This is a genomic window from Pseudomonas sp. B6001 (assembly GCF_013386015.1).
Classification (GTDB): Bacteria; Pseudomonadota; Gammaproteobacteria; order Pseudomonadales; family Pseudomonadaceae; genus Aquipseudomonas.
Window position 1 is genome coordinate 1 of sequence record NZ_JACAOX010000026.1, and the last position, 15,123, is coordinate 15,123.

At 61.9% G+C, this 15,123-nt stretch carries 17 protein-coding genes; 9 read left to right on the forward strand and 8 right to left on the reverse strand.

Annotation, left to right across the window (positions count from 1 at the left end; genetic code table 11):
• Nucleotides 1–114: 114 nt before the first annotated feature.
• Nucleotides 115–1,521, reverse strand: a complete 1,407-nt coding sequence (locus HX821_RS25660) for an amino acid permease (protein WP_177036753.1) — start codon at nt 1,519–1,521, stop codon at nt 115–117.
• A gap of 525 nt (nt 1,522–2,046) precedes the next feature.
• Between HX821_RS25660 and HX821_RS25665 the strand changes: the two genes are divergently transcribed.
• The gene (locus HX821_RS25665) at nt 2,047–2,184 is read left to right on the forward strand and encodes a hypothetical protein (protein WP_003175756.1); all 138 of its coding nucleotides are present in this window, start codon (nt 2,047–2,049) and stop codon (nt 2,182–2,184) included.
• Between the two features lie 77 nt (nt 2,185–2,261).
• On the forward strand, nt 2,262–3,221 hold the full coding sequence (locus HX821_RS25670) for a leucyl aminopeptidase (protein ID WP_102605965.1): 960 nt from the start codon (nt 2,262–2,264) through the stop codon (nt 3,219–3,221).
• 210 nt (nt 3,222–3,431) lie between these two features.
• Here the strand turns inward: HX821_RS25670 and rluB are convergent, their stop codons facing one another.
• From rluB to HX821_RS25700, 6 genes are all read right to left on the reverse strand, one after another.
• A complete protein-coding gene (rluB, locus tag HX821_RS25675) occupies nt 3,432–4,679 on the reverse strand; it encodes a 23S rRNA pseudouridine(2605) synthase RluB (RefSeq protein WP_003220080.1) in 1,248 nt (415 codons plus the stop codon).
• A gap of 143 nt (nt 4,680–4,822) precedes the next feature.
• The gene (locus HX821_RS25680) at nt 4,823–5,014 is read right to left on the reverse strand and encodes a DUF1289 domain-containing protein (RefSeq protein WP_008433107.1); all 192 of its coding nucleotides are present in this window, start codon (nt 5,012–5,014) and stop codon (nt 4,823–4,825) included.
• Nucleotides 5,015–5,145: 131 nt separating this feature from the next.
• The gene (gene scpB / locus HX821_RS25685; RefSeq protein ID WP_008433105.1) at nt 5,146–6,105 is read right to left on the reverse strand and encodes an SMC-Scp complex subunit ScpB; all 960 of its coding nucleotides are present in this window, start codon (nt 6,103–6,105) and stop codon (nt 5,146–5,148) included.
• Between the two features lie 12 nt (nt 6,106–6,117).
• Nucleotides 6,118–6,816 carry a ScpA family protein gene (locus tag HX821_RS25690; RefSeq protein ID WP_177021748.1) on the reverse strand — a complete coding sequence of 233 codons (699 nt, stop codon included), beginning with the start codon at nt 6,814–6,816 and terminating at the stop codon, nt 6,118–6,120.
• Between the two features lie 120 nt (nt 6,817–6,936).
• Complete coding sequence (locus HX821_RS25695) at nt 6,937–7,566, reverse strand: L-threonylcarbamoyladenylate synthase (protein WP_003220075.1); 630 nt, start codon at nt 7,564–7,566, stop codon at nt 6,937–6,939.
• A 13-nt stretch (nt 7,567–7,579) separates the two neighbouring features.
• Nucleotides 7,580–8,443: a PHP domain-containing protein gene (locus tag HX821_RS25700; RefSeq protein WP_134327226.1), complete on the reverse strand. Its 864-nt coding sequence runs from the start codon at nt 8,441–8,443 to the stop codon at nt 7,580–7,582.
• Nucleotides 8,444–8,530: 87 nt separating this feature from the next.
• Between HX821_RS25700 and HX821_RS25705 the strand changes: the two genes are divergently transcribed.
• The 7 genes from HX821_RS25705 (at nt 8,531) to HX821_RS25735 (ending at nt 14,135) form a co-directional block, all read left to right on the forward strand.
• Nucleotides 8,531–9,127, forward strand: coding sequence for a septation protein A (locus tag HX821_RS25705; RefSeq protein WP_003220071.1), 597 nt, complete (start codon nt 8,531–8,533; stop codon nt 9,125–9,127).
• Between the two features lies 1 nt (nt 9,128).
• Nucleotides 9,129–9,428 carry a YciI family protein gene (locus tag HX821_RS25710; protein ID WP_003220069.1) on the forward strand — a complete coding sequence of 100 codons (300 nt, stop codon included), beginning with the start codon at nt 9,129–9,131 and terminating at the stop codon, nt 9,426–9,428.
• Between the two features lie 106 nt (nt 9,429–9,534).
• Nucleotides 9,535–9,942 (forward strand): hypothetical protein, encoded by a 408-nt coding sequence (locus HX821_RS25715; protein WP_003220067.1) that lies wholly within the window; start codon nt 9,535–9,537, stop codon nt 9,940–9,942.
• Between the two features lie 7 nt (nt 9,943–9,949).
• On the forward strand, nt 9,950–10,627 hold the full coding sequence (locus HX821_RS25720; protein ID WP_003220065.1) for a response regulator transcription factor: 678 nt from the start codon (nt 9,950–9,952) through the stop codon (nt 10,625–10,627).
• Between the two features lie 244 nt (nt 10,628–10,871).
• Nucleotides 10,872–11,336 (forward strand): Spy/CpxP family protein refolding chaperone, encoded by a 465-nt coding sequence (locus tag HX821_RS25725; protein WP_087692654.1) that lies wholly within the window; start codon nt 10,872–10,874, stop codon nt 11,334–11,336.
• Nucleotides 11,337–11,401: 65 nt separating this feature from the next.
• Nucleotides 11,402–12,745, forward strand: a complete 1,344-nt coding sequence (locus HX821_RS25730; protein ID WP_177021745.1) for a HAMP domain-containing sensor histidine kinase — start codon at nt 11,402–11,404, stop codon at nt 12,743–12,745.
• Between the two features lie 40 nt (nt 12,746–12,785).
• Nucleotides 12,786–14,135: a CoA transferase gene (locus HX821_RS25735; protein ID WP_177021744.1), complete on the forward strand. Its 1,350-nt coding sequence runs from the start codon at nt 12,786–12,788 to the stop codon at nt 14,133–14,135.
• Nucleotides 14,136–14,258: 123 nt separating this feature from the next.
• On the opposite strand, the gene HX821_RS25740 is transcribed toward HX821_RS25735, so the two are convergent.
• On the reverse strand, nt 14,259–15,122 hold the full coding sequence (locus HX821_RS25740) for a DNA-3-methyladenine glycosylase (protein WP_177036764.1): 864 nt from the start codon (nt 15,120–15,122) through the stop codon (nt 14,259–14,261).
• Between the last annotated feature and the right edge of the window lies 1 nt (nt 15,123).

Sequence of the window (15,123 nt, forward strand, 5' to 3'; positions counted from 1 at the left end):
ACCGAGTGGTGGGGCAAAGACCTTTTGGTTACTTTTGGGGCGTTTGCCAAAAGTGACCCGCTGTAAGAGCGGAACCATAAGTCGCCGTTACCGAAGAAACGGATATGTACACCATCAACTCAACACCACCCCCTCCCGAGCCTTGCGCCTGTTCTTGATCCCATAACAAACCCACATAAACACCACCCAAACCGGAATCGCATACACCGACACCTGAATCCCCGGAATCAGCAGCATCACCCCAAGAATAAACACCACAAACGCCAGGCAAACATAATTCCCATACGGATACCAAAGCGCCTTGAACAACGGCACCTGCCCCGTCCGATCCATATGCTGCCTAAACTTGAAATGCGAAAAACTGATCATCGCCCAGTTGATCACCAGGGTCGCCACCACCAGCGACATCAACAACTCCAGCGCATGCTGCGGAATCAGGTAATTCATCAACACCGCCACCAGCGTAATCGCCGCCGACGCCAGGATCGACCGCACCGGCACCCCGCGCTTGTCGATCTTCGCCAATGCCCGCGGCGCGTCACCCTGCTCGGCCATCCCCAACAGCATCCGGCTATTGCAGTAAGTGCCGCTGTTGTAGACCGACAACGCCGCCGTCAGCACCACAAAGTTGAGAATATGCGCTGCCGTGTTACTGCCCAACATCGAAAACACCTGCACAAACGGACTGCCGCTATAGGCGTCCCCGGAGGCATTCAGGGTCTCCAGCAAGCTGTCCCAAGGCGTCAACGACAACAGCACCACCAACGCGCCGATGTAGAAAATCAGGATCCGGTAGATCACCTGGTTGATCGCCCTCGGAATCACCGTGCGTGGCTTGTCCGCCTCAGCCGCAGTAAACCCGAGCATCTCCAGGCCGCCAAACGAGAACATGATGATCGCCATGGCCATCACCAAACCACCCACGCCATGGGGAAAGAACCCGCCGTGCTCCCACAGGTTGGTCACCGAGGCTTGTGGCCCGCCGGTGCCACTCACCAACAGGTAACTGCCCAGGGCGATCATGCCGACAATGGCGACCACCTTGATGATCGCAAACCAGAACTCGGCCTCGCCGAAGACCTTGACGTTGGAAAGATTGATCACATTGATCAGCACAAAAAACGCCGCCGCCGACACCCAGGTCGGGATCTCGGGCCACCAGTAGTGCACATACTTGCCGACCGCCGTCAGCTCCGACATGCCCACCAGGATGTACAAAATCCAGCAGTTCCAGCCCGACAGGAAGCCGGCGAAACCGCCCCAATACTTGTGGGCAAAGTGGCTGAAGGAACCGGCCACCGGCTCTTCGACGATCATCTCGCCCAGCTGGCGCATGATCATGAAGGCAATAAAGCCGCAGATGGCATACCCGAGGATCATCGACGGCCCGGCGGATTTCAGCACGCCGGCCGACCCCAGGAACAACCCGGTGCCAATCGCGCCACCGAGGGCGATCAGTTGGATATGGCGATTTTTCAGGCCGCGCTTCAGTTCGCCTGAATGCGAGTTGGCTTCACTCATGGAAAGGGTCTCACGCAAGGTTTGAGGGTGCTCATGGAGGGGTGCTGCTTTGGTAACGGGCTACAGCAGCGCCGATCAAACCCCGGTCCAGCGTTTTTTCTTACGGTCATACGTCACCTGTTGTTTTTATCTGTGACGAAATCGAACCCGACGGGCTTGTGGCCAGGCGGAATGAACAAGGCGGATAGCCCTGAGAGAGTGGGATCACAGTAAAACGCGGCGCATTGTACACCGCCAAACCTGTCTGGGCTGACAGGATGCGGTGCGGCAGATAGGAGGGACATTAGGAAAATTCTTTCAGATAACGAGAAGTTGACGAAAGGACGATTCCTACAAAACCATGCAACCAACTCTCTGTTTCATCGACATAAACCAAATCGCCATCAAAACGGAATAAAAAATCCAAATGGAACCGTGTCAATAAAAATTTTGCAATCCCAAACACTCTCTTCTAGGTTCATCCACTTGCCCAGCGCAGCAAGCTGGCAAGCTCGTTCTCAAACAACGTCATCTAGGAGATTCACCATGCAAGCACTGGAAAATGACCTGGAAACCGAACTGCAACTCGACGATTGGTTTGAAGCGCCGACCCATGAGGCCGCCGTTGAAATGATGCAAGCCGATGCCGTCGTGCCGTTCGGCACCGCGATGTGGCCTTTCTAATCTGATCAGGCACCCCGGCAGGTGCGGGACGCCGCACCTGCCACTGCTCCTACCGAAGGCTTTGAAGGAAGGACGTCATGGACAAGGCCCGCGCCGTCGAACATTTTCTGTATTACCTCGCCCATCACCCGGCCCTCGCCGGCCTGCACCGCCCCACCATTTTGCTTGGCCATACCGAACGCTACGACGCCATCGCCCAGTCGATCATCCAGGGCTGCGCTGCCCGCTTCGACTTCCAGGTACAACGCCTGGACCAAGCCCCCAGCGAAACGCTGGCCAAGGCCATCGAAGGCTGTGACCTGTACATGTTTCTCTACGATTCCTCGACCCTGCCCAACCCACGCGCCGAAGGCCCGGACTTTATCCGTGCCCTGCAAGGCGTGATGGCCGAGCACTGGAAAAAATCCCTGCTGCTCAAGGACTATGGCGATTACTTCTACGACACCTTCAGCGTCGCCCCACAGCGGATTGCCGACCTCAACGCCACGTTGATCCGGCGCATGTCCCAGGCCAGCGTGCTGAGCTTCACCGACCAGCATGGCTCGCGCCTTGAAGCGCCCATGAGCAGCATCAAGAAGTGGACCAATATCAACGGCGTCGGCAACCACGACCTGGCGCCCGGCGAGATCGCGACCCACAGCGAGGCCATCAACGGCCAGGTGCGGTTTGTCGGCACCTTCCTCAGCACCATTCCCTTTGCGCGTAAATACGGCGTGCTGCAATCACCGCTGGAACTGTGGATCGAGAACTCGACCATCTGCACCGTGGCCAGCGAAGTGCCGGGGCTGGCGGATGACTTCAACAAATACCTGAATGCCAACCCGTCCAATCGCCGGGTGGAAGAACTGGGCATTGGCACCAATGAAGGCGTGAAGGATTTGTATGCGCGCAACGCCGGCTTTGAAGAGCGTCATTGCGGGCTGCACCTGGGATTGGGTGGCGGGCAGAAAGGCAGCCATCATCTGGACCTGATCTTCGCCAGTGGCGTGTTGGCCCTCGACGATAAACCCGTGTTCGATGGGGCTTTCATGTTCTGACACGCCCGCCAAAACAATGGAGATCAACTGTGGGAGCGGGCTTGCTCGCGAATGCGGTGGGTCAGTCACTGGATGTATCAACTGATACACCGCATTCGCGAGCAAGCCCGCTCCCACAATGGACCTGCTTTGCTCATAGAGCAGGTTCCAAATCCAGGCCAAAAAAAACGCCAACCCGAGGGTTGGCGTTTTCATGCAGCGCTTAACAAATCACTGCGGCTTCTTGCGACCAAAACCTGGACGCTGGCCGGAACCGGCCGGTGCACCACGACGCTTGCCCGATGGCGCGTCATCGACCAGCTTCAGGCCCGGGCGCTTTTTCGGCGATGGCTTGGCTGGACGTTTGGTGCTGGCGCTGTCGTCGGCACGGCCCGCAGCCGGAGCACCACGACCAGACTCGCCACGGTTACCGCGACCGCCAGCAGGTGCATCACCACGACCGGCTGGACGCGGTGCGCGCGGCGCACGTTCGCCATCCTGACGGGGCGGTGCCGAAGGACGACGCTCGCCTTCGATGTGCGGCTCGCGGGAGATGCGGCCGCCCGTGGCCGGTGCATCCAGCGCAGGGCGCAGGGTGCGGGCAACACGGTCGGTACGCGCCACCGGACGCGACGATTTACGCTGCATACGCTCAAGCTTGTCTTTGCTCTTGGCGTTCATCTGCGGCATGGCCACCGGCGTCAGGCCGACTTCGGCACTGAGGATGTCGACTTCGTACTGGCTCATTTCGCGCCAGCGGCCCATCGGCAGGTCGGAGTTGAGGAACACCGGGCCGAAACGCACGCGCTTCAGGCGGCTGACCACCAGGCCCTGGGATTCCCACAGGCGACGTACTTCACGGTTACGGCCTTCCATCACCACGCAGTGGTACCAATGGTTGAAGCCTTCGCCGCCCGGCGCCTGCTTGATGTCGGTGAACCTGGCCGGGCCGTCTTCCAGCACGACGCCGGCTTTCAAGCGCTCGATCATTTCGTCATCGACTTCACCACGCACACGTACCGCGTATTCACGGTCCATCTCGTAGGAAGGGTGCATCAGGCGGTTGGCCAGCTCACCGTCGGTGGTGAACATCAGCAAGCCGGTGGTGTTGATGTCGAGACGACCGATGTTGATCCAGCGGCCTTCTTTGGGGCGCGGCATCTTGTCGAATACGGTTGGACGGCCTTCCGGGTCGTCACGGGTGCAGATTTCGCCATCAGGCTTGTTGTACATGATGACGCGGCGCACCGATTCGGCGGCCTCTTCACGCTTGATGACCTTGCCATCAATGGTGATGGCATCGTGCAGGTCGACGCGCTGGCCAAGGGTGGCTTCAACGCCGTTGACCTTGATGCGCTTCTGGGTGATCCAGGCTTCTACGTCGCGGCGCGAGCCTACGCCGATACGGGCGAGGACTTTCTGCAGTTTTTCGCCTGCGGGGCCGATTTCCTGGGTGTCGTTCTGGTCTTGGTCACTCATCTTAAGCACCTCCCGGTGTGTCGATTCAGGCTTGGCCTGAAGATAGTAAAAGCTGGGCTTTTGGCGAACGCATCGCCAAAGGGTCGCGAATCATACGCTCATGGCGCGCGTTGCGCATCAGAGACTAGTCGATAAGTGCAGGCTCATTTGCCTTTCCGCCGACCGGTGGCACCCAGCGCCAGCAGGCGCAGCTCGGCTTCGGCGAGTACCGTGCGCTTGTCGACCTTGTCGAGTTTCTTCCAGGCACGGATCTCGCGCTTGCTGCGCCCGCAGCCCACGCAGATGTCATCGGTGAATTTGCAGACGCTGATGCAGGGGTCTTTGGTGGAGCTCATTTGAGTTCTCCTTGCTGGCGACAATCCAAATGTGGGAGCGGGCTTGCTCGCGAATGCAGTGTGTCAGTCGCCGGATGCTTGGCTGATCCACCGCATTCGCGAGCAAGCCCGCTCCCACATTTTGTTCTGCGTCAGTCTTCGAATTGGCGGCGTTCGTTTTCGATGGCTTCGGCCAGGGCGCGGGCTTCGTCTTCTTCGTCGCTCAGCGGCGGTTGTTCGAGCGCGGCGACGGCGGCCAGTAGTTTGGCACGGGCTTCGGCGACGCCGAGGATGTCCTCCTCGGGTTCAGGCTCGGGCTCATCTTCAACTTCGACTGGCAGCTCAACCTCAACGTTCAGTTGCAACGCAGGCTCCTGCTCACCGTCACTGACCGCACCATCACGCAGCAAGTCATCGAAGTCAGTCTTGATGCCCTGCTCCATGTCATCCAGTTCCAGCAACAATGTGTGGAAACTGGTTTCGTCCTTCGGCTCTTCCGGCTCGGCGCTGGCGTCGGCCAGCTCCTGCAACCCGGCGGGCACCGGTGCGTCGTCGAAATCCAGGACCGGGTCCGGCTCCATCTCCCGCAGCTCGGCCAGCGGCGGCAAGTCGTCGAGGTTTTTCAGGTTGAAGTGGTCGAGGAACACCTTGGTAGTGGCAAACATCGCCGGCTTGCCGGGCACGTCGCGGTAGCCAACGATCCTGATCCACTCCCGCTCCAGCAACGTCTTGACGATATGGCTGTTGACCGCGACGCCGCGCACGTCTTCGATCTCGCCCCGGGTGATCGGCTGGCGATAGGCGATCAGCGCCATGGTTTCCAGCATCGCGCGGGAATAGCGCTGCGGGCGTTCTTCCCACAGGCGGCCGACCCACGGCGAAAACTTCTCGCGAATTTGCAGGCGATACCCGGAAGCCACTTCCCGCAGCTCGAAGGCACGGCCGTCGCAGGACTTGCGCAGAATCTCCAGGGCCTTCTTGAACACCGGCGGCTCAGGGCGCTCGGCTTCTTCAAACAGTTCGAACAGGCGCTCCAGGGATTGCGGCTTGCCCGAGGCCAGGAGAAAGGCTTCCAGCAGCGGAGCCAGTTCGCGGGGTTCAGTCAGATTCATCGATTCAGCTCTTTATTCGGCTCGCGCCCGCACGTGGATAGCCGCAAAAGGCTCATTCTGGACCAGCTCGACCAAGGATTCCTTGACCAGCTCAAGGATCGCCATAAAGGTCACGACTACCCCCAGGCGCCCTTCTTCCTTGGTAAACAGCTCGACAAACGGTACAAACCCGCCGCCCTTGAGGCGATCCAGCACATCACTCATGCGCTCGCGGGTGGACAGTGCCTCGCGGCTGACCTGGTGGCTTTCAAACATATCGCCACGGCGCAGTACTTCGGCCATGGACATCAGCAACTCTTCCAGGCTCACGTCCGGCAGCAGCTTGCGCGCCCGGGCTTCCGGGGCGTCGAGCTTGGGCACCAGCACATCGCGGCCGACCCGGCTCAAACCGTCGATGCCTTCGGCCGCGGCCTTGAAGCGCTCGTACTCCTGCAGGCGGCGGATCAGTTCGGCGCGGGGGTCATCCTCTTCCGCCTCGATAGTCTCCGAGCGCGGCAGCAGCATGCGTGACTTGATTTCCGCGAGCATCGCGGCCATCACCAGGTATTCGGCGGCCAGTTCCAGGCGCACGGTCTGCATCAGTTCGACGTAGCCCATGTACTGGCGGGTGATTTCCGCCACCGGGATGTCGAGGATATTGATGTTCTGCTTGCGGATCAGGTACAGCAGCAAGTCCAGCGGACCTTCGAAGGCTTCGAGGAAGACTTCCAGCGCATCCGGCGGGATGTACAGGTCCAGCGGCATTTCCATCACGGCCTGGCCGTAGACCATGGCAAATGGCAGTTCCTGCTGGGCGCCCGCCTGGCTGTCGACGGCTTCCACGGCCGACATTCAGGCCTCGACCATGAACGGTGCCGGGTCGCCACACCCTACGCGCACCACTTCCGGCTCGCCGTCGGCCAGGTTGATCACGGTAGAGGCCTTGTTGCCGCCGTAGCCGCCGTCGATGATCAGGTCGACGTGTTTTTCCAGCAGCCGGCGCATTTCATAAGGGTCGTACAACGGCTCTTCTTCCCCCGGCAGGATCAGCGACACACTCATCAGCGGCTCACCGAGTTCGGCCAGCAGCGCCAGGGCGATCGGGTGTTCCGGCACCCGCAGGCCGATGGTGCGCTTCTTCGGGTGCAGCAGCAGGCGCGGCACTTCGCGGGTGGCGTTGAGGATGAAGGTGTAGGGCCCCGGCGTGTGCGCCTTGAGCAGGCGGAAGGTGCCGGTGTCGACCTTGGCGAACAGCCCCAGCTGGGACAGGTCGCTGCAAATCAGTGCGAAGTTGTGGTTCTTGTCCAGGTCACGCAGGCGTCTTACGCGCTCGACCGCATTCTTGTCGCCGATCTGGCAACCGATGGCGTAGGACGAATCCGTGGGGTAGATCACCACGCCACCGGCACGGATGATCTCCACGGCCTGTTTGATCAGGCGCGCCTGCGGGTTTTCCGGATGAATCTGGAAGAATTGACTCACGTGTTCTACCTGTTCAGACGGTGGCAATAATGGGGTCATGTTTGAAGCGACACCAAAGGGGCGGCAAATCTTCCGGAACGGCGCGGTACTCGCCAATCTCGGACCAGCCGCCGGGGCCATGAAAATCACTGCCGGCGCTGACCAGCAGACCAAATTCGCGGGCAAGAATCGCCAGGCTGCCTACCTGCTCGGCGGGTTGATGCCCGTTGACCACTTCGATTGCGTGGCCGCCCGCTCCAATATAGTCGCCAATCAGCTTGCGACGCTTGCTGCGGGTGAAATCGTAATGCCACGGATGCGCCAGGCTGACCCAGGCACCTGCTGCCCGCAGTGTGCCAACGGTGTCTTCCAGGGTTGGCCAGTGTTGCTTGACGTCCCCCAGCTTGCCGGCACCCAGCCATTTGCGGAACGCTTCGGCGCGATCCTTTACAAAACCTTCACGCACCATCCAGTCGGCAAAGTGCGGGCGGGCCGGGGCGTTGCCGCTGTCACCCAGTTCCTGCTGGATGGCGCGGGCGCCTTCCAGGCCGTTGGGCATGCCCTTGAGGGCCAGCTTGCGGCTTATTTCTTCGGACCGCAGCCAGCGGCCATCGTGCAATTTGGCGATGGCCTCCACCAGCGGCGGCGCGTTGACGTCGAAACCGTAGCCCAAAACGTGGATGGTTGCGCCGCCCCAGGTGCAGGACAATTCAACTCCGTTGACCAGTTGCATGCCCAACGCATTCGCCGCTTCGCGGGCCTCTGCCAGGCCTTCGAGGGTGTCGTGGTCGGTCAACGACAGGACTCGCACGCCTTTTTCAAACGCACGCGCAACCAGGACCGCGGGCGCCAGGGCGCCGTCGGAGGCTGTGCTATGGCAGTGCAAATCAACATTCACGGGAGTGTGTAACCTCAAGTCAGCTGGCGCTTTCGCTACCAAGGATGTTTGTTATTATGCCGCCACATCCAGCTTCTGGCTCTTACTGTGAAACAATTCATCGACTTCATCCCGCTGTTGCTGTTTTTCATCGTTTACAAAACCGACCCTCGCGTTATCGATCTTGCCGGCCACGAGCTGACCCTCGGCGGCATCTACAGCGCCACGGCGGTGCTGATCATCAGCTCCGTGGTGGTCTACGGCGCGCTCTTCATCTCCCAGCGCAAGCTGGAAAAAAGCCAATGGCTGACCCTGGTCGCCTGCCTTGTGTTCGGCAGCCTGACCCTGGCCTTCCACAGCGAAACCTTCCTTAAATGGAAAGCCCCGGTGGTGAACTGGCTGTTCGCCCTGGCCTTTATCGGCAGCCACTTCATCGGTGATCGCCTGCTGATCAAGCGGATCATGGGCCACGCGCTGACCTTGCCAGACCCGGTGTGGACCCGCCTGAACATCGCCTGGATCGTGTTTTTCCTGTTCTGCGGCGCCGCCAACCTGTTCGTCGCCTTTACCTTCCAGAGCTACTGGGTGGACTTCAAGGTGTTCGGCAGCCTGGGCATGACCGTGCTGTTCCTGGTCGGCCAGGGTATCTACCTGTCGCGCCACCTGCATGACACCGACCCTACCACGCCGAAAACCGAGGACTGACATGCTCTACGCCATCATTTCCACCGACGTCGCCAACTCCCTGGAAAAACGCCTGTCCGTACGCCCGGCCCACGTCGAGCGCCTGAAACAGCTGCAAGCCGAAGGCCGCCTGGTACTGGCCGGCCCGCATCCTGCGGTAGACAGCAACGACCCGGGAGATGCCGGCTTCACCGGTAGCCTGGTGGTTGTCGAGTTCGCCTCCCTGGCGGCGGCACAAGCCTGGGCCGATGCTGATCCGTATGTAGCGGCCGGCGTGTACGCCCAGGTGCTGGTCAAACCGTTCAAGCAAGTCCTGCCTTGATTCGTTGCGCGCTGAACCAAATGGCTTCAGCGCACTCCTAAACGCTCATTATTCCCGGTAACCTGCCGACAACGTTCTGAATATTCGTGTGGAATCAGGAGTTCCGATGCGCTTACGTCAGTTGTGTCTGTTGGCAGTGTTAATGATCGGGGCTACGGCCCACGCTGAAGAAACCTCGAACACCGGCAGTTCCACGCCCCTGTCCTTGAGTGCCGGCAGCCAGATCACCGATTTGCAGCAACGTTTGAAAGAGAGCGAACGCCAGCGCGATGAGCTGAGCAAGCAATTGCAAAGTGCTGACGCCACGCGGGAAAGTACCCAACTGAGTAAACTGCGCCAGGAGAACCAACGCCTGGTCCAGCAACTCAAAGAAGCACAGGGCAGTGCCTTGCCACGCTGGCTTACCGAGCAACAACAATGGTTCGTGACCGGCGGGGCAGTCGCGCTGATCGCCCTGTTATGCGGGATCTTCGCCAGTGGCGGGCACCGGCGCCGTCGACAATGGCTAAATTGAGTGAGTCATGAGCGAGCTGTTACTGATAGATGATGACCAGGAGCTCTGTGAGCTGCTGACCAGTTGGTTGAGCCAGGAAGGTTTCCAGGTGCGCGCCTGCCATGACGGCTTGAGCGCCCGCAAGGCATTGGCCGAAGCCGCCCCGGCGGCCGTCGTGCTCGACGTGATGCTGCCCGACGGCAGCGGCCTGGAGTTGCTCAAGCAATTGCGCAGCGACCACCCGGAACTGCCGGTGCTGATGCTCTCGGCCAGGGGCGAACCCCTGGACCGGATCCTCGGCCTGGAACTGGGCGCCGACGACTACCTGGCCAAACCCTGCGATCCTCGTGAACTGACCGCGCGCCTGCGCGCCGTGCTGCGCCGCAGCCACCCGGCCGCCGTGTCCACTCAGCTGGAGCTGGGCGACCTGTGCTTCAGCCCGGTGCGTGGCGTGGTCACTATCGATGAACAGGAATTTGCCCTGACCGTGTCCGAAAGCCGCCTGCTGGAAGCCTTGCTGCGCCAGCCCGGCGAGCCGCTGGACAAGCAGGAACTGGCGCAAATCGCCCTGGGCCGCAAGCTGACCCTGTATGACCGCAGCCTGGACATGCACGTCAGCAACCTGCGCAAGAAGATCGGCCCGCACCCGGATGGCCGGCCACGGATCGTGGCGCTGCGTAGCCGCGGCTATTACTACAGCCTCTAGCCCGCGTAGCAGCTGTCGAGCCTCGGCGAGGCTGCGACAGCATCGCCTCGGTACATGTGTCAGACCGCAGCGCCTGGATCGCAGCCTCGCCAAGGCTCGACAGCTGCTACGGTCGCCAATAGTTTTGTCAGCCCCGCCCAAAATCCTCTTTACCCAAGCTTTACCGTCCCCTGACTGCCGCTGACCTTGATCTCCGTAATCTACTCACATCCGGACTCACCGGAATAGAGACAGGAGAATCACCATGCGCAAGACCCTTATCGCTTTGATGTTCGCTGCTGCCCTGCCAACCGTTGCCATGGCCGCTGCGCCAGAAGGCCCAGGCCCGATGGGCGGTCCTGAAGGCCACATGATGGGTGGCCCAGGTCACGGCGGTGAACACGGCATGCGGGGCAAAGGTGGCCCTTTCAGCCAGCTGGACCTGAGCCCTGAACAGCGCCAGCAGATCGGCAAGTTGATGGGCCAGCAATGGCACGCTCGCAAAGAGTTGGTGCGCAAGTACCTGGACAAACTGCCAGCCGCTGATCAGAAAGCCATGAAAGACGAAATGGCGGCCGCCAAGCAGAAAACCCAGACCGACATCCGTGCCGTGCTGAAACCCGATCAACAGAAGAAATTCGACGAGATCGTGAAGAAACAAGCCGAGCGCCGCGCCGAGTGGAAGGAATTCCAGGCCTGGAAAGCCCAGCAGCCGCAAAAAGCGCAATAATGATCTAGCTTCACTCCCAGCCCAGTGGCCACCGCCGCTGGGCTTTTCCTGTTTGAGGATTTCTTGTGCGTTCATTGTTCTGGCGCGTCCTTGCCAGCTTCTGGCTGGCCATCGCCCTGGTTGCCGGGTTGTCGATCCTGCTTGGGCATATGCTCAACCAGGACGCCTGGATTCTCAGCCGCCACCCCGGGCTCAATAACCTCGCGCAGGAATGGACGCAGCTTTACGAGGCCCAGGGCGAGGACGCCGCCCAGGAGCTGCTGCAGCAGCGCAAGCGTCAGTACCACATTGACGTGCAAGTGCTTAACGAAAGCGGCGAGCCTGTGGTGCGCGGCACTTTCCCGCGCCGCGCCGCCGCCCTCGAAGCCCGGCAAAACGACAGCCAGGACCGCCACCTGCCCTGGCGCCGGCTGACCGCCGAGTACACCAGCGAAAAAACCGGCGACACCTACCTGCTGATCTACCGCATTCCCCACCCGGAACTGGACGCCTGGCACCGCAGCAGCCTGCTCTGGCCGTTAAGTGCCCTGGCGATTGCGCTGGTGGTGCTGACCCTGTTCAGCCTGTTGGTGACGCTGTCCATCACCCGCCCCCTCAGCCGCCTGCGCGGCGCAGTGCACGACCTGGGCCAGACCACCTATCAGCAGAACAGCCTGGCGCGGCTGGCCAACCGTCGCGACGAATTCGGCGTACTGGCCACCGACTTCAACCGCATGGGCGCCCGCCTGCAAAGCCTGATCGGCAGCCAGCGCCAGTTGCTGCGGGATGTGTCCCATGAACTGCGCTCGCCCCTGGCCCGCCTGCGGATCGCCCTGGCCCTGGCAGAACGGGCCACGCCCGAAGCGCGGGAAAAACTCTGGCCGCGCCTGACCCGCGAATGCGACCGCCTGGAAGCGCTGATCAGCGAAATCCTGGTACTCGCCCGGGTGGACGCCGATAACGCCAGTGCCGAAGACATCGACCTCAACCCGTTGCTCCGGACCCTGCAAAAAGACGCCTTGCTCGGCGCGCCGGACCAACCCGTGCAACTGGATGCCGAGGCCGGGCTGCACCTCAAGGGCTGGCCGACCATGATCGAACGCGCGGTGGATAACCTGCTGCGCAACGCCCAACGCTTCAACCCGCCCGGGCAACCGATTGAAATGGAAGCCAGACGCCAGGGCGAACGCATTGTGATCAGTGTGCGCGACCACGGCCCCGGCGTGGATGGCGAACACCTGAGCCAACTCGGCGAGCCGTTTTACCGCGCCCCGGGGCAAACCGCCCAGGGCCATGGCCTGGGCCTGGCCATCGCGCGGCGCGCCGCAGAGCGCCATGGCGGCAGCCTGATCCTGGCCAATCATCAAGGCGGCGGCTTTATCGCCAGCGTGGACCTGCCGCTGGAGCCGGGGGTTGTCATTCAACCCTGATGATCTTCTATGATGGTCCTTCTCATTAGGAGGGCCTTTGATGACTGATCTGCTCACCCCCATCCAGGAAGCACTCGATTTACCCGTCACCCCACTGGCCGTAACCGAGGTCGGCGCCCTGCCCTCGACCTTTGCCGTCACCGAACTGGCCAGCGCCAGCATCGGCGCCGCAGGCCAGGCGGTCGCCCAGTTGCTGTTGCAGCAAACCGGGCGCCAGCCCTCGGTGACCGTGGACCGGCGCCTCGCCTCGTTCTGGTTCTCCTCCTCGCTGCGCCCCGACGGCTGGACCACCCCGCCGCTGTGGGACCCGATTGCCGGCGACTACGCCTGCACCGATGGCTGGATTCGCCTGCACACCAATGCACCGCATCACCGTGCCGCCGCCGAGCGCGTACTCGGGCAGGTCGCTGACCGTGAAGCAATGGCCGCGAAGGTTGCGCCATGGACCGCTGCCGAGCTGGAACAGGCGATCGTCGAAGCCAACGGCTGTGCGGCGCAGATGCGTTCGTGGCAAGACTGGCAAGTTCATCCACAAGGCTTGGCGGTCAATCAGGAACCGCTGGTCCATCGCCAGACCTTTGCAGCCCTCAGCGACAAACCCTGGCTGGGCTCGGTGGCAAGGCCGCTGGCGGGCATCAAGGTGCTGGACCTGACGCGCGTATTGGCCGGCCCCACCGCCAGCCGTTTTCTCGCAGGCCTCGGCGCCGATGTACTGCGCATCGACTCCCCTGACTGGAACGAACCCGGCGTGGTGCCGGAAATGACCCTGGGCAAACGTTGCGCCCGCCTGGACCTGAAAAACCCCGACGACCGCCTGATCTTCGAAAACCTGCTCAAGGACACCGACATTCTGCTGCACGGCTATCGCGCCGATGCACTGGAACAGTTGGGCTACGGTGAGGCTGCGCTGCAAGCCCTCGCGCCTGGCCTGATCGACGCCAGCCTCAACGCCTACGGCTGGAGCGGCCCGTGGCGCAATCGCCGGGGGTTCGACAGCCTGGTGCAGATGAGCACCGGGATTGCCGAGGCTGGCAGGCAGTGGAAAAACTCGGACAAACCGGTGCCGCTGCCGTTGCAGGCGCTGGACCACGCCACCGGGTATTTGATGGCGGCCAGTGCGATCCAGGCATTGAGTGAACGCTTGAAATCCGGCCGCGGCGGTTCGGCACTGTTGTCCCTCGCGCGCACGGCAAAGCTGTTGGTGGACGCAGGACAAGTCCCTGAACAACTACCGCTGCGGGCCGAAGAACCGGGTGATCAAGGCTTGGTGGTGGAGCAAACCGCCTGGGGCCCGGCCCACCGCTTGCTGCCCCCGGTGACCATCAGCGGGACACCGTTGCAGTGGGACTTGCCCGCAGGGGAATTGGGCTCACACCGCCCTCAGTGGTGACCGAAGATCCTGTGGCGAGGGAGCATGCTCCCGCTGGACTGCGCAGCAGGCCCCAGCTTTTGGGTCAATGGGGCCGCTTCGCGCCCCAGCGGGAGCAAGCTCCCTCGCCACAGGTACGCAGAATCAATCCGCGCGGCTCAGTGATGTCCACAAATGCTGCGCCGCATAGGCTCTAAGCGGTCGCCAGGCCTCAGCCCGCGCCAGCAACTGGCGCGGGCTCACCGGCCCGCCTTCCAGCGCCACCAGCGCATTGATCAAACCGATATCCCCCGAGGCAAACGCATCCTGCTCGCGCATCTGGCGCATGGCGATGTACTGCGCCGTCCAGTCACCAATCCCGGGTAATGCGACCAACCGCGCCACGCCTTCCTTCAGGTTCGCCTTCGCCTGGAAGATCTGCGGGTCATCCAGCAACGCCTGGGCCACGCCCGACAAGGTACGCCCGCGACTTTTCGGCATGCCGAGGGTTGCCAAATCTGCGGCTGCCAGCACCTCGGCCGAAGGAAACACATGGGTCACACCGGCATGGGGCGTCACCAGCGGCGTGCCGTACTGCGCCACCAGCTCGCCCGCCAGCTTGATCGCCGCCACCACGGTAATCTGCTGGCCCAACACCGCGCGGATCGCCAACTCCAGCCCATCCCAGGTTCCCGGCACCCGCAAGCCAGGACGCGCCGCCACCAAGCTCGCCATCAAGGGATCATTCGCCAGTTGCCGGTTGATCCGCTTCGGGTCAGCCGACAGGTCAAACATGTCCCGTAACCGCCGCTCAATTTCCGGCAACGCTGCCGGGTCGGGGAAGCCCACCGTTACCTCAAGCCAATCACCGGCCCCAGGCGACACACTGAGCCAACCCTGCTGACCGTCGACACTGATACTGCGCGAGTAAACGCCTGCGTCCACCGTCTCCATCCCGCTGATCGCCCGCGCCGACAAAAAGCCCAACATCGCCGCCCAGTCATACGGCGCCTGATACGCCAGCTGCATT